We start from the raw sequence: 15,857 nt of genomic DNA, 5'->3' as shown, positions 1-15,857 counted from the left end.
TTTGTTCTCAGGTTCGGCATTTTTTTACTTTGCCTGAGAAATGCTGATTCACCCTGTTACCTGAGACCTTAAGTGACTTCCTTGATATATCCAAAGTTGCCACTTGTGGTTGTGCTTATACAAATATCAAATAAAGATATTCTATATATGTAAAGCTTCGTAAACCTCGCTGTCCATATCTACTTTTTTGCACATCTATGCTAACTACGCCCCTAAGCAACACACAACCCACATGGCTTGCGATTGTCCGGCTTTTGCGATGGCATAAACCAGAAGGACGATTAATTTTAATGATTCCTGCCCTTTGGGCTGTGTTTTTAGCGGCTTCTGGAAAACCACCTCTACTCCTTGTTGGCGTTATCGTCCTGGGTACTCTCGCCACCAGTGCTGCGGGTTGTGTTGTCAATGATTTATGGGATAGAGATATAGATCCACAAGTTGAAAGAACACGCGATCGCCCCCTCGCAAGCCGTGCGCTTTCCGTAAAAGTCGGTATTGTTGTCGCCGCAGTCGCAATGGGGTGTGCCGCCGTCCTTGCTTTCTATCTTAACGCGCTCACATTTTGGTTGTGCGTGGCAGCAGTTCCCGCGATTTTGCTTTATCCTGGAGCAAAACGGGTCTTTCCCGTTCCACAGCTTGTACTTTCCATCGCTTGGGGTTTTGCTGTTTTAATTAGCTGGAGTGCGGTAACGCAAAACCTTTCACTTCCCACTTGGATACTTTGGGGTGCAACTGTGTTGTGGACATTGGGATTTGATACTGTCTATGCCATGAGCGATCGTGAAGACGACAAACGAATTGGCGTGAATTCCAGTGCCTTATTTTTTGGGGAATATGCACCTGTAGCGATTGGAAGTTTCTTTGTAGGTACTGTATTTTTACTGGGTTGGCTGGGTTGGGTTTTACAACTTCACCTTATTTTTTGGATAAGCCTTGCAATTGCTTCTGTTGGTTGGATTTGGCAGAGTATTCGCTTGGGACAGAAAGACCTGCCTAACTCAGCATACGGTGAAATGTTCCGGCAGAACGTGTGGATTGGTTTTATCATACTTTCTGGTATGATTGCCGGGTGTTTGTAGATTAAATAGGTCGGTAGAAATAAGGTTAACTGGTTTTGGTCGTCCTTTGTCATTGGTCATTTGTAAGGGATATAGGCATTTTTATATTCCTTAACAAAACTGCTTTTTACGGTTGTCCTTTGTCATTGGTCATTTGTACATTCCTTAACATAACGGTCTTTATTTCTGCCGACCTACTTATTAAAAGTTGGGGGTTTACTTTATTTTTATAAAGCTTTCATGAAAATTTCATAAATTTTTCTCATAGCCCTTACGAAATCTCACTGATTTAGCTACTAGTTGGTGTACTAGCTCTATAGTTAAATACACTCAACTTTCATGAAGCGCAGTCTAACAACAGCACCTCACCTATCTACCCAGCTTGTTAACGTTGCCACTATCGTTTTATTGTTCCTTGGCAGTCTAGGTGTAGCCGGAAGTGGGTTTTTTCTGAGAAAAGCCATGAACAGTGGAAATCAAGCGGAGATAGTAACTGATATCTCCCGTTACAAAGATATTCGCCATCAGTTATGGTCGAATCAGGCACAAATAAAACATTTCCCCACTGAAATTCCTACTGATGCTTCCGTTGTGCGTGTTGCTTATTCTTCTGGCGCTTTAGAAGGAAATCGTTATTTTCAACTGCGTTTAAAGCGATCGCCACAACAAATACAAAATTTACTTTCCCAATATACAAGTATTGCAAAACACCAGTATCAAGGTGGTAACACGAACGACCACGCAAACCAAGCTAAAGGTGTACCAACAACCTTCTTCTATACGAGTGATTCTCAAGAAGAATCTTTTCCTCCCTCCTCTAAAGTTCTTGTGTTAGGGGCGCAAGATAGAGGAAGTTCAAATTTCCGATGGAATCATGGAGAGAGTTTTGGGGTAGCAATTGATAGTTCAACTTCAGAAATTGTTTATTGGGTGGAAGAGTGGTAGTGGTTGGTAGTTAGTAGTTAGTGGTAGTCAGGGTGTATCGCAATGAGAAAGATTGTTGTTGGGGTAATGGGACCTGGAGAAAAAGCAAAAGATATTGACGTTCAAAATGCTTATGAACTTGGTAAACTCATTGCCCAAGAAGGTTGGGTGTTGCTTACTGGTGGTAGAAATGTCGGCGTCATGGAAGCCGCAAATCAGGGAGCAAAATCTGCTAATGGCTTAACTCTTGGTGTTCTTCCAAATGATACAGAAAAGGGTATTTCTGAAGCGGTTGATATTGCCATTTTCACCGATATGGGAAATGCTCGCAATAATATCAATGTTCTCAGTAGTGATGTGGTTATTGCCTGTGGTATGGGTACAGGAACTGCTTCAGAAATTGCCCTCGCTTTGAAAGCAAATAAAAAGGTGATTTTGTTGACAGATGATGAAGAAAGCAAAGTTTTTTTCCATAAGCTTTCGCCAGAGAATGTTTATGTTGTAGATGATGTGAAGAATGCGATCGCTACAACTCATGTAATTTTAAGTAACAGATAAAGATTGTATTATAGCTATTCTTTAGAAAAATAATTTTCTCTAATACCAATTTTCTGTGAAGCTACACATTATTTTTAACCCAATATGGTTCAGATAAAACCAGAACCCTTATCCGTTATCGCAAACACGATGTAGAGACGCGCCATGGCGCGTCTCTACACACGGGATTTTTACACATTAACCTTAACCGAACCGTATTAATTTTTAACCGCGATCGCTTTGCTCTTGCTTTGCTCTTGCCTAAAGGGTAGTTTGCTCATTAAGCAAGTGTGATTCGCAATTTTCAATTGAGATATTTTTGATTGAATAAAAATATTTTTCCTAGAAATAGATTCTTTTTTATTTTAATTATCAATTATTTCAATTTTTGAGAAAGCCCGTACTTTTGACACTCTTAGAGTGACATTGGCTTACCATTTCCACAAGCGTTCAGTACTGCGGTAAGCCGCATTGTTTTTAATGGGAGAGTTATTCTTCCATCCTGATTTTACTCGAAATAAACGGTCAAACCAAGACACCATAGAACCAAAAAAGTCTGCCGACACGCGTACCACTGCTACCTCCTAAGTCAATCAGCAAATATTGGTCTTGTTGCCGAATAATCCTGGCACGGAAGCTGTCTACAGATGGGTCATTAATTACTAAGTCATTATCCGCGCACTCTCTGCACTATGACATCTATTGATATGCTACCAGTTGCTATGGAAGAGAGCGCTCCCATATCAACTAGAGGACGCAAATTATGGATACTTTACTGCACATTTACACATACTTGCGATCGCACATATTCCAACAATGTCCAAAGCGCTTGTTTTCCTGGAGCTACTTGGCCATAGTTTGCAAGCTTGCACACTATATCTAGGATAAAACTTGCCACTGCACCGTCCCGACTGATGTGTTGCAATACAGGTGAACTAAAGTACACCAGTGTTGTTTTTTTCAATGTTAGTAAGCGCGACTACTGCTGCAATATACTTGAATATCTTTGCATGGACTAGCAATTAATTCTTCACATATTTTTTCAGCATATTTAGGATTAAGTTCAGATAATTGACCTAAAAAAGTGTTAGGAAAAGGAGATACACCAGTACGGACTAAATCCTCTAATTTTGTACTGATATTCTGCATTCCCTCTTTTGCATCTGGATATTTCTGTAATAACTCTTTAGCGATGTGCAGACAAATTCCTTCTGCACGCTTACTCCGAATATCGGAATTAATACTTGAGCGCTTTTTCTGTTCAAACAACCAATCCCATTTGTTACTATGCCTTAATGCAGCAGTAAGTTTTAATTCAAAAGACTTGGGAATTGATTTGAGGACTTTCTTAGCTTTTCGCTTGATTTTTGTTAAGTTGTTATGGCTGGTATGCCATAAAAGTGCATCAATAATACTTAAATTAACTATTGGATTAATATTTTCTTTTATTAAAGAATTGAGTTCATCTAGTATTTTCGATTGTTCGGGTATCCACCGTTGTTCTTCTTCAAGAGTAATTTCTCTACCGAAAAAAGCCACAGGTTTTTGGAGTGCATTTTCTAGACTCTTTACTGCTCGATTAACAACATTCAGTTCGGTTGCTTTAGTACAATTTACAATCAACTGAAGAGCCTGTTGCCGAATTTGCTGAGTATTTTCAAAACTTACCGCAAAAGGAGTAAAAGTGACTGTAAAATTCTCAAATTCTTGAGAATAAGAACTTTTGGCTAAAAATTGATCGAGTATATCAAGTAGTAAACATACATCATCTGCTTGGCTGAATGAACGCAACCACCTAGTCACTGCTTCTAAAAGAGTCTGGTTAAATTGTACTGGCTTTATATCGAAAGTCTTCATCTCGTTCAAGTAAGGAGGGAAGTATTGCCTTTTCTGCTAATAGTCGCCCACCAACTACAGTCACTAGCGGGCAATCTTTTGTGACTGTAGCTAATTTATCCACTAATTCTGGATAATTATCACTGAGTGCTTGACTTGCTAAAGCTTTCGCATCATCACGGCTTAATTCTTTGAGGTCATCCAATCGTTTAATTTGATGGGAACCGATACCAGCTTGTCTGAAAATTATTTGCAGATATTCTACACCATAAGGTCGGCATGAAACTATTAATTTATTCGTGGAATTTTGCCGGAAAACCGCAAGTAAAACTTCTATATCTTTTTCACGACGGTGTGCATCATCTAATACTAATACACAATTATTTTTAGGTAAATTAACTACATTTTCTGCTGTAACGGGTACTCCTTCTTCTACAAATCGTAGGATTAACTTAGAAGTATTAAGTTGTTCTGCAAAAGCATGAAGTAATTTGGTTTTGCCAATTCCGCCACGTCCTGGTAAAATCAGAAACTTTTGTTCTTCTGACTGAAGAAAATTGTTAATGTTTTGCAGATAATCTGCCCGACCAACAAGTTGCCAAGTGTGATTAAATGGCTTTTCAGTATTTAGCCATTCATTAAAAAAATCTTCCCAGGATACAAAAGGTGACAGTCCAGAAGAATCTAAAAGGGACTTTTTACTATCTTCTAATTCTTTGTGTTTTTCTCCTTTACCAAGAATTAGTTCGATTGGTTGGTCAGGTCTCCTAATTTGTGGAATTTGTGGGATTTTTGTCTGTTCGTAATATGTTTTTAGTTCTCTCTCAACAAAATCTGCCAGTGTCCGGTCAGTAATCCAATCGTTTTGTGAAATTTGATAGGGGTTAAGTCCTTCTATTAGTGCCCCTGACAGTACACCGTGCTTGCCATCTAACCGCTCATAGGCAACTTCTGAACTATGAGATGCAGCAATTATCAAGCGCCTGCGCCCAGAAACCCGTTCTGGGAAATCGCTGTCCTTAAGTTCTAGTAATTCGCCACTATAGCAGCTATCTAACCAAATAATTTGCTCTTTTACAGGGCTTTGCTCTACGATTTCCCGTAAATCTCGCAGTAATATACCATTCCACTTTTTGTTTCCAGGATTTGCATCACTAGTTGCCATTAGGATTTGCTTGAGACTGCCCAAAGGTTTTTGTAGCCCATGTCCGGCAAAAAATAAAAGTGCCGTGTCTCGACCATCTTCTGCCAGAAACAGTTTGGTAATTTCATTTAGCAGTTCATCAGCAGTAACAGGTTTTTCTGGATCAACCTGCAATCTGCCATCAATGTTGCTTCGTGGCAATCGTTGCACTCGAAAATTGCCATCGGTTTCCAAAAGTTGAGCGATCGCTTCCGCATCAGAAGCAGGCGTTTTTAGGTGCTTAGCTTTACTTGTTGGTGTATCCTTCAAAAAAGGATACTGGTTTATACCTACTACAAGTGCATCTCGTATCATAAAAACTCAGTCTACACTGATTAACTGCTTTATCCTGTTACCAAGGCATCCTAGCTTGATAAATTCTTCTGTCACTAAAACTCTACTCGCTCTCTTATTGGCACTAAGAGAACTGAAAATCCCCCTTACAACTGATGAACAAGCTGTTCTGCAAGAAGTCGGACACTTACTGTCTGGTGGCCCTGATTACTGGGACTTTATTGGAGAAGAGCTAATGGCAATGATTGAGGCGAATTCCACCTTAAATCATCTTTACCAGTATAACAAAGTAAAATTAGATGCTTTAGACGGTCAAATCCCACGAAAATTGTTTCCCAACTTAGCTGAGTTAGAGCAAGAACTTTTTGGGGAGACAAAAGAACTTGTAACCTTTGACGGTCAGACCAGGGGTGACCAAAATGATAAGCCTAACGAGGTAATTATTATTATCAGTAACATTTTGGTAACTGAAAATCAAGATCGAGCTGCTAAACAGCTAATTTTTCTAGAGCAGATCTCAGACTACGTTCAAAATTACCGTTACTTTAATACCTACTTTGCTGAGCCTAGCAATCAAATAACAGTTCCATCCAGTGAACCTCTAATTCATGGGTGTGCTTACATTTTATACATAAATATTAGTCCAGAAAAAAAAGGAACAGACCAGGAGCAAACTCCTTTTCCAGAACAGGCTTTGGTTCAGGTTTGGAATGAACAGGAAACTTTGGTTCTAGATGTAGTCGTTAGTTCTAAGAATTTCAGTATTGATGCACCAGTAAAAAAGTTAACCTTACCCCGCAGTGGTACTTCAGATAGCGTACAGTTCACCGTTAAACCTAACCTATTTCAAGGTCGGGGCTACATCCAAGTGGAGTTACTGTATCGCGGCTACCAGCTGCAGTCCAAGCAACTGGCAGTCCTGATTATACCCACGAGTGGTGCTGAAATTTCGGAGTCCCTGCACCCACCCCAAATTGCTCGCATCAGCTTTACTACCACTGACGTGCTGACCAATGAGCAGCTAGCACTGCTTCCCGAACGGATATTGACTGTAGATGTGGAACTTGACCAAAGGGATGGCAGTATTGACTTTCGTTTCTTTGACCGGACTGGTGGTAATAAGGAACTAGCATTTTATGATACCACCTTGCAGCCTACTTCATTAGGGAATGCGATCGCAGGAATTCGCCAACAACTCTACTCAACTTTGTACGATGGATATTTGGGACAAGTTGAGGGAAACATGGAGTTACTCAATACTTGGCTTCCCAAGTTAGCAAGTTTAGGACGGGAACTCTACCGACAACTTTTACCCCACAAGCAAGCTAACTTATTGACAGATGACCAAGGGGAAATACTACAAGCTATCCTTAAACCAAACACAGTCATCCAAGTCAACCCAATTTTAGGAAAAGTAACAATTCCTTGGGCGCTGCTGTATGAGCGAAAAGTCAAAAGCAATCTCGCTCGTGTATGCGATCGCTTTAGCGAACATGACTTAGATTGTACAAATTGCCCTCATAAAAACGATCCAAAATATGTTTGTCCCCATGCTTTCTGGGGCTACCGTTACTCAATCGAGCAACTCCCTTGCTGGACTAGTAGCAAACACTCTGCTCCCATAGCATTAGTACGACAAATCAAAAATAATCAGCCATTACAGTTGAGTTTTAATGTATACCGCGATTTTCAACTTTGGCGAGAACATCTACCCAAACTAGAAACTGCTGCTTCAGTGAATATACTACTTGCAGAAGAAATATTAGAGCTAGAACACATTTGGGGAGAACACAGCAAAGTATTGGATTTAGTGTACTTTTACTGTCATGGTGGAGTAGAAGAAATGCCAAAACGACCATATTTAGAACTAAGTGACGATCGCATTGACAGTAATTTTTTAGAGTGTTATGAGTCAAATTGGCTACACCACCCACTTGTTTTTCTCAATGGCTGTGCAACGGGAGACTACGGACCTGAAAGTTACGTAAGTTTAATTGATGATTTTCTGAATGCGGGAGCAAGTGGAGTGGTTGGTACAGAATGTCCCGTATCAGAAAATTTGGCTGAATATTATGCTACGGAGGTGTTTAAACGTTTGTTTGCAGGAGAACCAATGGGACAATCCATGCTTGCAGTGCGTCGAGAATTGCTACAACAGCATTATAATCCCCTTGGCTTAGTCTATTCTCTATATGCTGCCCATGAAATAGCTTTAGCTTGTTCCGTACTGCAGAAATAATATGAAACGCTGGATTTTTGCTGCTGTCTGCTTATTACTAATTTGTCCCCCATCGGCTCTAGCTCAAACCAATATTCAGGTGGATGCGAAAGACAATCCTTTGGAGATTAAGGGATGGTTGAATGAAGAAAATACTCTTATAGGTAGCATACGTCTTTCTGCTTCAGCAAAGGTAGAACAATTCTCTTTTTTAGCTTCCGACTTGAAGCGTCAAGAAGGGGATGAAGTCATTGGGCGTCAGCAAGTCTCGTTTATAGGTGAAACTAAATTACAAGCTGGTATACCCAAAGATTTCCAGGTAAAACTTAGTAATCCTCAGTTACCAGGAACATATAAAGGACAAATTCAAGTATTACTTCCTGCTCAAAAAGCACAAGTTATTAATATGAGTGTATTAGTAAAAGCTCGACCCAAACTAACACTTTTGAAGGGAAACGAACAGGTACAGTTACAATTAACCCAGTGTAGTTCGTGGTTAGATTGTGGTTTAGCACATCTATTTTTTCCAAAAAGTGCATTTTTACAAAATTGGGATTTAGCTTTTGACAATACAGAGGATGCATCTGTAAAAGTAACTGGTGCGGAGGTGTTGTTAAAAGGCGAACAAACAGGCTATCAGTTAAGTTCCAATCAAATCAAAATACCTAATATCCCTCAAACTTTAAAAGCCGACCAAATTGTCAAACTACCTTTAACTTGGGACACTACTAAAATTCCCTCAGACCGCTACACGGGAGCAGCTTACTTAACTTTAGAAGGTGGGCGTGAGCGTTTAATTATTCCAGTAAATTTGACTGTACGAATTGCTCCCTTTATGCCACTGTTGGTGTTGTTCGTGGGCATTCTTTTAGGTAGATTAATTAAATATATGCAAGAAAAGGGGATTCCCCAGTCTGAGGCACTAGGTAAGGTAAAAGAGCTAGAAAAGCAAGTAACTCAGAGTAACCCAGAAGACCAAAAAATTCTTATTCCAATGATATCAGATGCCGAGCAATTGGTTCAGCAGATGAAATTAGAAGCTGCAACAACAGAAGTAGAGAAAATTGATGCTCGTCGGGAATGTTTGCAGCAGTTACGGAATATAGAACAAAAGTTAGAACCCTTCAAAAATCTTCCTCAAGTGAAGGGAGACAATGGCATTCTTCAAAAAATCAACAGTGTACGATCGCAAATTGATTTCCGACAGGATGAGCAGGCAAAAAGTTTACTAGGAGAGTTACAGCAAGATGTTACTAAGTTGCAACCACCGTCAATGATGGGACCAGATAAAACACCCGTCAACTTATCAGAAGTTGTTAAGGGGATAAAAGATGCTGTGGTAGCTGTTGGTAGTGCTGTTCAATCTAGTGTAAACAAACCTGTAGATAAATGGGTGCTATGGTTGCAGAAATCTCTGATTATCTTATCTGGAACTAAATTTCGGACTCAAGTCACTTATTGGTTTGCAAGACCATTGTTTTCTTTGGTGTTGTTAGTTGGTTTGTCCGTAGTGGGGTTGAGATCGCTTTACGTGCAAAAAGGAACAACTTTTGGCGCTGACCCCTTTTCTGATTATTTCGGATTGTTAGTTTGGGGACTGAGTGCGGACGTGGCTAGTCGGAGTTTGAGTAATTTTACGGGGGGAGAAGAAAAGGAAAAGTAAGCTTATGGTTGGTTAACTACCTGCATCGATTTTGAAATTTTGGGTTAAGAAGGCAGAAGTACGCTCGTCTGAGGGCAGGAATGCGATCGCTAACTCGCGCCTAATAAATTTTCTTTTGTTTTCTTCTTCAAAACATCTGTCAATTTATCTGATAATGTCATCAGATAAATTTCCTTGACGTAGGATGGTCATCAGTCCAGAAATGCATTTTGCAGTATGTTCTTGTTGGTGTAAATTTGCTACAAATACCTGAGTGGTTCCCTTCCATGCATCAAGATTGTTAGTTATTGCCAAACTTTCAAATAGCTCTTCCTGGCTAATATGTCCTACCAATTCCAGCGATGATTACAATTAGGGCATTCTACTATTTAGGCACGAAATTATGCAGTATATACATCGATTTCCTCCCCATCTTTCAAGTAGAAGTTAGCATTAATAAAACCTAGTTTATTTAATAAAGTCTTACCACATGTATATTGCCCTCTAATATGACAATTCAAATGTGCTACCCGGTTCAGAAGGTTTCCAACCAAGCTCCAATGCTCTTTTAATACAATTTTCTACATTAGACGGAAGAACAGGTACAGGTTTTTCTCCCATCCAATTACAAGGATGGGCTTGCGGCATTTCAATAATAAGAGTAGCGCCTGGATTTTCAGCTTTTTCTACTGCGACGGTAAGTGTGTTCCACACATTACCTTGAGAGTAGGTAGGTTTTTTGCGAATACGCCAACGGTAGCGATCGCCATTCACTACAATTAATCTTGAACCTTTTTTGGATATAGCCATAGGATGTATTGATGATGCAGGACGGAGGTTTTTGGTGGGCATTGCCTCAGTAAGGTACAGATAGACTCTCACGGATGCCCGTCCCACAAGATTTGTATGTTGAAATGTTAGCAAACATTATTTCCACTATTTCAACAGTAATCTTAATCCCCCATTGGGTGCAAATGTTCGACTGCGACGGACAGGAATTAAAGGTTGCTTTTCAGCAATTTTGAATGAGTGATGAGATACAATGGTAAGTAGCAGTTCATGAACTGTGTATATTAACACCCATAAATATCTTTCTTTGCCCTAGACCTCTATTTTCAAGTATTATCATGACTATAAAAACAGAAATACTTCAAGATATTGCTTCGGGAATTACTATATTTCCAAATCAAGAACAAAAAGAAAAATTCCTCTTTGTTCTTGGTGCTTTATCTGCTAAAATTATAAGCTTAAAAAAAGCAGCAGAAGTTATGGAATTAGAGACTGAAGTATTTTTGAAATTACTAGAAGTCATGGGAATTGATTTTTCTTACTTATTACCAGAGGATATAACAATTGAAAGAAATTGGTGACAAAAGTGAAAATAGTTTTTAATTCATCACCTTTAATTTTCTTGACCAAGTTAGATTTTTTGGAAAAAATTGTTGATACATTAGATGAATTTTATCTCCCAAAAATTGTCATTACTGAAATAAAAGCTAAACAAGACGAAGCAAGTCAACGAATCAATCGATTAATTAATGAGAATCAAATTGAAGTCAAAACAGTTAACTTAATATCTTTAGCAAATAGCCTTAATGCACGTCTGGGGAAAGGAGAATCTGAAGCAATAGCTTTAGCAACAGAAATACAAGCTGATTACGTTATCCTTGACGATTTTACCGCTAGAAAAGAAGCAACGCGATTGGGTTTAAAGGTCAAAGGTACTCTAGCCATTATTAGAAAGTTGAGTGTAGAAGGCACAATAGTTATAGATAATTTCGATGATTTATATCAAAGATTAATGGAAATTAATTTTAGGGTAAAACGTTCAGTATTTGATGCTATATTTACTGAATGAAAATATAAGCTCATGTATTTACAGCATATTTCAGGTAAATGAAGTATAGCGGAAGGGGCTCTTGGTCGTATGCCTACGAGCGTCGGCACGCTACACGTTGGCGAAGCCTGTCTGCAGGACTGACGCCCTTACAACAATCTTTACCTCCTCCGCGTTGCAATTTGCTGTAATTTTAATCTTGAACCTTTTTTGGATATAGCCATAGAGCATCGGTACAAAAATCATAAATCACCTAGTTTTGTGTAGAGACGAGCCATGGCGCGTCTCTAAATTCACGAAATATCAAGGATTGCAGTCAAGAGAAAATGTGTGTTTTGCTTCTCTGCTTGACTACTGTACCGACGCTCTAGTACGAGCGCTCCGCTACTGCCTTCCTTCGATTGCATTAGCATTGATAGCCGAACAAGCATTCACAAACCGAGAGCAAATTTAACTCCAAGCGCGGAAAAACGTACTATCTTCCCAAATTGCAGCAGTCCGGTGTTCAATTGCAGCTAAATCCTTGGGGTTTAGTGGCTGAAAAGCTCGCGCAACATTGACATTATCCTCTAACTGCTTAACGTTCTCAGCTGCAATGACACAACAATGTACTCCCGGCTGGGACAAACTGTATCCCAAAGCTTGCTCCATGCCTGTCAAGCCACCCGGTTTAAATAACCGTCCATATGCAGGTACTTTCATGGCAATCACACCCACATTTTTTTGTTGAGCAAGGGGCAAAACAACGGGAAGAAATGGACGGGGATGATATTTGTCAGCAGAATTCACGGGAATTAACGTTGTATGGAAGGGATAGCGCCGCAATCCTTCAGCAATGACTTCTGGATCGCGATGTCCTGTAATACCAACAAATCGAACGAGTTTCTGCTGCATTGCTTCTTCTAAAGCTTTCACTGCACCAGAGGAACTAAAGATAGTGCCAAGTTCCTCCGAAAAAGAGACGTGATGAAGTTGCCACAAGTCCAAACGATCTGTGTTGAGACGTTTGAGACTTCTTTCTAATTCTCGCCACGCACCATCACGATCTCTTTTATCGGTTTTGCTTGCTAGAAAAATCTTTGACCGATGGCTTGGTAGTACTTTCCCTAGATAATCTTCACTTGGCCCGTAACCAGCAGCAGTATCAAAGTAACGAATACCGAGTTCCAAAGCTTTCTCAATAATTGCTACAGCATCTTTTTCTCTTCCTTCCCAGGATAGAGGTGTTTGACCCGCACCACCCAATCCAAAGATAGGAACTTTGACTTCTGTACGTCCCAGCACTCGTTCTGACATAGTAGCTGGTGGTGCTGCGGTAGTATTTATGTTTTGTTGCAACGCATTAGCTCCAACAATTCCGCCAGCGACAGCAGCACTAGTTATCAAGAAGCCTCGCCTTGTCGATTTGCCTGACATAGTTTTTTTTCAGGGTTGAAATCGCTTTTCTTCTTGTATGTTACTGAAAAAATACTTTATGGTAAGCCACACAGCAGATATTGGTGGGCGGTGCCCACCCTACAAAAATATTTTAAACAATGTAGATGAAAGCTAATTTCCCCAAGGTGCCCAAGGTGATGGAATAGGGATAACTGATAAAATTTTCGCTACTTGAAGTTTTACAGCTACCCTACCGCAATTTGGACAGGTAACTTTTGTTTCTTGCTGCGGTTGTCTTTCATGCTGAATCAGTAGCCCCTGCTTGCAGTTCCAGCATTCACAGATAACTCGTCCTTGTGGTTTGTCAACGTCCAAGAGTCTAAGGTGTTGTTGTACTTCAATTCTTAAGGATGGAATGGGTTGAGTTTCTCTTTTTGGAGACGGAGTACGTAGTTCTTGATCCATGAAGAATAGTTTCTTGAAATTTGAATGTGCATGTGGATTCAGCGGTCATGCACCCTGTTGCATCCTAAGGAAGCTGTAGCTTAACTAGTACAAGTCGGCGTAAATAAGGCAACTATTGTAAATTGCTCCGCAGCTTACAATGTAAGCCTTTTAATTTCATCCTTTATACTTTAGCCTTTCTCTACTAGCTATTCATTTTGTATAGATCGGTAGAAAAGGTAGTAATGCTCGCGACTTAAAACGCGATCGCCACCTAATTCATGATTATTTGGAGAAATCTTTTCCTGATTTGGAGCTTGGGCTGGAAGCAAGAGATAGAGTAGCAGTGGTGTCCAAACAGCGACACACATTATGCTCAAAATACCCTTTATTTTACGGGATTTTGCATTTTTTCGCTTTGTCTTTGTGAGTTCGCATTGGCTGCAAACGGACTCTGGCGTCCAGAAATGGTTATTAAAATCGTAATAACTCACTCGTTAACTCTTTGCTATTTTGATAAGTCCATAAGAAGTTTAGCAAAAGACACCTTAATAAGACATAAGAACCATGCTAAAAATTCGTTCAGAAAATCTTATATTTAAAATTTTTCAGTGAAGTTAAAATTTTATATTGGCAGGAACAAAAAATAAGTCAAAAATGTCATGATTTTTCAATTGTAAAATTGAGATGTTATATCTACGGCATCATCTCAAAGGATGTATGAAAGTTGATTTGTAGGTTGGGTTGAGGAACGAAACCCAACATTGAATCGAATTGTTAGGTCTGACCGTGACATTGATGGGCAGCGAAACCCAACATTGAATCGAATTGTTAGGTCTGACCGTGACATTGATGGGCAGCGAAACCCAACATTTAATCGAATTGTTGGGTCTGACCGTGACATTGATGGGCAGCGAAACCCAACATTTAATCGAATTGTTAGGTTTGACTGTGACATTGATGGGCAGCGAAACCCAACATTTAATCGAATTGTTGGGTGTCACTAATATATTGGTAGGCAGTGCCCACCCTATAAAAGTTTGTAACAGAACTTACGCAAGAAAGTGCAGCTATAATTCAAGAAAACTTAATAACTTCCTGCAAGCATTTGCTTGGCAAACTCTCGATGAACCTGATACTGCAAAATCTTTTGCTGTGCTAATCCATAGTTAGGGCTAGAAGTGGGAACATTTTCCATAAGTTTAATTGCGTCTTCCCAACGACGCGCAACTATTCGCCATTCATCTTCAGATTGCGCTGATTTTGTTAGCTTTATTGCTGACTTTGCTTTGTTGACACCTTTTTGATAGGTATCATTTTCAAGTAGTGGTGGTGGTGGGGGCTCAGGAGTGGCTATTAATTGCTTTTCAATCGAAGATAAATTCACAGATAGCGTTTGTTTTACTTGCGGTAAGTTCGTAAAAGAATAAACCCACAAAGCTACTATGGAAATCAAAACAAGTGTGAAGAGTCTTTGTGGTAATTTACGATACTTAGCAATCAGTTCGGCGACATTAGTTTTTTTCTTAGGGGCTTGCTCGGTCAATTGAGTGCGAGTTGCACTCACATCATCTTGTACGTTTTCAGGTTGAATCTCTACTGGTAAGTCCTCCTTAACATTGGTTGGTTCGTCGATCGCTTCATCAGCAAACAGGAGACGATCTTTAAATAGATATTGAATCTGATAAAGAATAGCAGCGCTTACAATCCAGACGATCGCAAAAAGAACTTGTACGTTTTTGTGAGGTTGGTTGTAGGTATAGATAATTTTTTCATAATTGAATTTAAATAGAGATAGAAAAGGGATACAAAATAATGTTGCTATCAGACTAGACAGAACAAATACCAGCCAGCTGTATAAACTTTCCCACCAACTCATTACCCCAGGTACCATACCTTGAGGCATATTGACCCGTTCCCCTGGGATAACAGGAATAAAGCGGCTCAGAAAAAAGTGATGGAATAGGGCGATCGCAGGTATTGGTAAAATAATTAACAATATCAACACTACAATAGATAGTTCTGGCTGTTCTGACCATTTAGCCAAATAGGAGTCCAAAAAACCAATACGCCTAATACCAGCTGCTAAGCCAGTCATAAACACTGACAATATCAAAGCATTCAACCACGCGTTAGGATAAGGCAGCCACAAGGGTAATCCGAATTTTTTCATCTCACACCTCCCACATTTCGCTTAAGTGGATAGATTTCTGCACTACCGACAATGACACTACAGTAGTGCCACTCTGGTTGTTGTTAAGCATTACTACTGTGGTAAAAATTGTTTGTATGGTTACAGACCAGAAACCTTACCGACGCATTAAACCATGTTTTGTCATAATACGCTTCCCAATAAGAGATCGATTAGCTGGTATAAATTTTATCAGCAATTACCATCCTTCCAGAGGAAGATGTTCTAAATGTAGTGACGAGTGACAGAATCGGAGGATTTCACCGACCAACGGCTTGGAGTGCCAAAATAAAGAGAGTGTTTGGCACTTAGGGGT

At 39.7% G+C, this 15,857-nt stretch carries 19 protein-coding genes; 8 read left to right on the top strand and 11 right to left on the bottom strand.

Annotation, left to right across the window (positions count from 1 at the left end):
* The first annotated feature begins 197 nt into the window (after positions 1–197).
* The 3 genes from ACYRY3_RS43945 to ACYRY3_RS43935 all read left to right on the top strand — a co-directional run bounded on the left by ACYRY3_RS43945 (position 198) and on the right by ACYRY3_RS43935 (position 2,540).
* On the top strand, positions 198–1,079 hold the full coding sequence (locus tag ACYRY3_RS43945; protein ID WP_460208142.1) for a 4-hydroxybenzoate solanesyltransferase: 882 nt from the start codon (positions 198–200) through the stop codon (positions 1,077–1,079).
* 318 nt (positions 1,080–1,397) lie between these two features.
* Entirely contained in the window at positions 1,398–2,003 is a 606-nt protein-coding gene (locus ACYRY3_RS43940) for a hypothetical protein (RefSeq protein WP_460208141.1), read from the top strand.
* 42 nt (positions 2,004–2,045) lie between these two features.
* Positions 2,046–2,540 carry a TIGR00725 family protein gene (locus tag ACYRY3_RS43935; RefSeq protein WP_460208140.1) on the top strand — a complete coding sequence of 165 codons (495 nt, stop codon included), beginning with the start codon at positions 2,046–2,048 and terminating at the stop codon, positions 2,538–2,540.
* Between the two features lie 410 nt (positions 2,541–2,950).
* Here the strand turns inward: ACYRY3_RS43935 and ACYRY3_RS43930 are convergent, their stop codons facing one another.
* From ACYRY3_RS43930 to ACYRY3_RS43910, 5 genes are all read right to left on the bottom strand, one after another.
* On the bottom strand, positions 2,951–3,094 hold the full coding sequence (locus ACYRY3_RS43930) for a hypothetical protein (RefSeq protein WP_460208139.1): 144 nt from the start codon (positions 3,092–3,094) through the stop codon (positions 2,951–2,953).
* Positions 3,045–3,179 carry a hypothetical protein gene (locus tag ACYRY3_RS43925; RefSeq protein ID WP_460208312.1) on the bottom strand — a complete coding sequence of 45 codons (135 nt, stop codon included), beginning with the start codon at positions 3,177–3,179 and terminating at the stop codon, positions 3,045–3,047. The genes ACYRY3_RS43930 and ACYRY3_RS43925 overlap by 50 nt, the downstream gene beginning before the upstream one ends.
* A 112-nt stretch (positions 3,180–3,291) precedes the next feature.
* A complete protein-coding gene (locus ACYRY3_RS43920; RefSeq protein ID WP_460208138.1) occupies positions 3,292–3,483 on the bottom strand; it encodes a hypothetical protein in 192 nt (63 codons plus the stop codon).
* A 2-nt stretch (positions 3,484–3,485) separates the two neighbouring features.
* A complete protein-coding gene (locus ACYRY3_RS43915; RefSeq protein ID WP_460208137.1) occupies positions 3,486–4,376 on the bottom strand; it encodes a hypothetical protein in 891 nt (296 codons plus the stop codon).
* Positions 4,342–5,853 (bottom strand): caspase family protein, encoded by a 1,512-nt coding sequence (locus ACYRY3_RS43910; protein ID WP_460208136.1) that lies wholly within the window; start codon positions 5,851–5,853, stop codon positions 4,342–4,344. Before ACYRY3_RS43910 ends, ACYRY3_RS43915 begins: the two co-directional genes overlap by 35 nt.
* Before the next feature lie 55 nt (positions 5,854–5,908).
* Here ACYRY3_RS43910 and ACYRY3_RS43905 point away from each other — a divergent pair, with 55 nt between their 5' ends.
* Both ACYRY3_RS43905 and ACYRY3_RS43900 read left to right on the top strand, forming a co-directional pair.
* Positions 5,909–8,071, top strand: coding sequence for a CHAT domain-containing protein (locus ACYRY3_RS43905; protein ID WP_460208135.1), 2,163 nt, complete (start codon positions 5,909–5,911; stop codon positions 8,069–8,071).
* A 1-nt stretch (position 8,072) separates the two neighbouring features.
* Complete coding sequence (locus tag ACYRY3_RS43900; RefSeq protein ID WP_460208134.1) at positions 8,073–9,713, top strand: hypothetical protein; 1,641 nt, start codon at positions 8,073–8,075, stop codon at positions 9,711–9,713.
* Positions 9,714–9,857: 144 nt separating this feature from the next.
* Here the strand turns inward: ACYRY3_RS43900 and ACYRY3_RS43895 are convergent, their stop codons facing one another.
* A complete protein-coding gene (locus ACYRY3_RS43895) occupies positions 9,858–10,046 on the bottom strand; it encodes a hypothetical protein (protein ID WP_460208133.1) in 189 nt (62 codons plus the stop codon).
* A 150-nt stretch (positions 10,047–10,196) separates the two neighbouring features.
* Positions 10,197–10,502, bottom strand: a complete 306-nt coding sequence (locus ACYRY3_RS43890; RefSeq protein WP_460208132.1) for a hypothetical protein — start codon at positions 10,500–10,502, stop codon at positions 10,197–10,199.
* A gap of 317 nt (positions 10,503–10,819) precedes the next feature.
* Between ACYRY3_RS43890 and ACYRY3_RS43885 the strand changes: the two genes are divergently transcribed.
* Both ACYRY3_RS43885 and ACYRY3_RS43880 read left to right on the top strand, forming a co-directional pair.
* Positions 10,820–11,062, top strand: coding sequence for a hypothetical protein (locus tag ACYRY3_RS43885; protein ID WP_460208131.1), 243 nt, complete (start codon positions 10,820–10,822; stop codon positions 11,060–11,062).
* Positions 11,059–11,550, top strand: coding sequence for a DUF3368 domain-containing protein (locus tag ACYRY3_RS43880; RefSeq protein ID WP_460208130.1), 492 nt, complete (start codon positions 11,059–11,061; stop codon positions 11,548–11,550). Before ACYRY3_RS43885 ends, ACYRY3_RS43880 begins: the two co-directional genes overlap by 4 nt.
* Positions 11,551–11,979: 429 nt before the next feature.
* Here ACYRY3_RS43880 and ACYRY3_RS43875 read toward each other — a convergent pair whose 3' ends face one another.
* The 3 genes from ACYRY3_RS43875 to ACYRY3_RS43865 all read right to left on the bottom strand — a co-directional run bounded on the left by ACYRY3_RS43875 (position 11,980) and on the right by ACYRY3_RS43865 (position 13,721).
* Positions 11,980–12,945 carry an aldo/keto reductase gene (locus tag ACYRY3_RS43875; RefSeq protein WP_460208129.1) on the bottom strand — a complete coding sequence of 322 codons (966 nt, stop codon included), beginning with the start codon at positions 12,943–12,945 and terminating at the stop codon, positions 11,980–11,982.
* A gap of 132 nt (positions 12,946–13,077) precedes the next feature.
* A complete protein-coding gene (locus ACYRY3_RS43870; protein ID WP_460208128.1) occupies positions 13,078–13,371 on the bottom strand; it encodes a hypothetical protein in 294 nt (97 codons plus the stop codon).
* Positions 13,372–13,559: 188 nt separating this feature from the next.
* On the bottom strand, positions 13,560–13,721 hold the full coding sequence (locus ACYRY3_RS43865; RefSeq protein WP_460208126.1) for a hypothetical protein: 162 nt from the start codon (positions 13,719–13,721) through the stop codon (positions 13,560–13,562).
* Positions 13,722–14,114: 393 nt separating this feature from the next.
* Between ACYRY3_RS43865 and ACYRY3_RS43860 the strand changes: the two genes are divergently transcribed.
* Positions 14,115–14,357 (top strand): hypothetical protein, encoded by a 243-nt coding sequence (locus tag ACYRY3_RS43860; RefSeq protein ID WP_460208125.1) that lies wholly within the window; start codon positions 14,115–14,117, stop codon positions 14,355–14,357.
* A gap of 80 nt (positions 14,358–14,437) precedes the next feature.
* Here the strand turns inward: ACYRY3_RS43860 and ACYRY3_RS43855 are convergent, their stop codons facing one another.
* Positions 14,438–15,523, bottom strand: coding sequence for a hypothetical protein (locus ACYRY3_RS43855; protein WP_460208124.1), 1,086 nt, complete (start codon positions 15,521–15,523; stop codon positions 14,438–14,440).
* Positions 15,524–15,857 lie beyond the last annotated feature (334 nt).

This window comes from Scytonema sp. NUACC21, from assembly GCF_054684315.1.
This window is presented reverse-complemented; position numbering and strand designations above follow the sequence as displayed.

What these genes read in the sequence shown, in the direction of transcription:
- ACYRY3_RS43910 (WP_460208136.1), bottom strand. Translation starts at nt 5,853, where the DNA reads ATGATACGAGATGCACTTGTAGTAGGTATAAACCAGTATCCTTTTTTG.
- ACYRY3_RS43940 (WP_460208141.1), top strand. Translation starts at nt 1,398, where the DNA reads ATGAAGCGCAGTCTAACAACAGCACCTCACCTATCTACCCAGCTTGTT.
- ACYRY3_RS43885 (WP_460208131.1), top strand. Translation starts at nt 10,820, where the DNA reads ATGACTATAAAAACAGAAATACTTCAAGATATTGCTTCGGGAATTACT.
- ACYRY3_RS43875 (WP_460208129.1), bottom strand. Translation starts at nt 12,945, where the DNA reads ATGTCAGGCAAATCGACAAGGCGAGGCTTCTTGATAACTAGTGCTGCT.
- ACYRY3_RS43915 (WP_460208137.1), bottom strand. Translation starts at nt 4,376, where the DNA reads ATGAAGACTTTCGATATAAAGCCAGTACAATTTAACCAGACTCTTTTA.
- ACYRY3_RS43870 (WP_460208128.1), bottom strand. Translation starts at nt 13,371, where the DNA reads ATGGATCAAGAACTACGTACTCCGTCTCCAAAAAGAGAAACTCAACCC.
- ACYRY3_RS43855 (WP_460208124.1), bottom strand. Translation starts at nt 15,523, where the DNA reads ATGAAAAAATTCGGATTACCCTTGTGGCTGCCTTATCCTAACGCGTGG.
- ACYRY3_RS43865 (WP_460208126.1), bottom strand. Translation starts at nt 13,721, where the DNA reads ATGTGTGTCGCTGTTTGGACACCACTGCTACTCTATCTCTTGCTTCCA.
- ACYRY3_RS43935 (WP_460208140.1), top strand. Translation starts at nt 2,046, where the DNA reads ATGAGAAAGATTGTTGTTGGGGTAATGGGACCTGGAGAAAAAGCAAAA.
- ACYRY3_RS43900 (WP_460208134.1), top strand. Translation starts at nt 8,073, where the DNA reads ATGAAACGCTGGATTTTTGCTGCTGTCTGCTTATTACTAATTTGTCCC.
- ACYRY3_RS43890 (WP_460208132.1), bottom strand. Translation starts at nt 10,502, where the DNA reads ATGGCTATATCCAAAAAAGGTTCAAGATTAATTGTAGTGAATGGCGAT.
- ACYRY3_RS43945 (WP_460208142.1), top strand. Translation starts at nt 198, where the DNA reads ATGCTAACTACGCCCCTAAGCAACACACAACCCACATGGCTTGCGATT.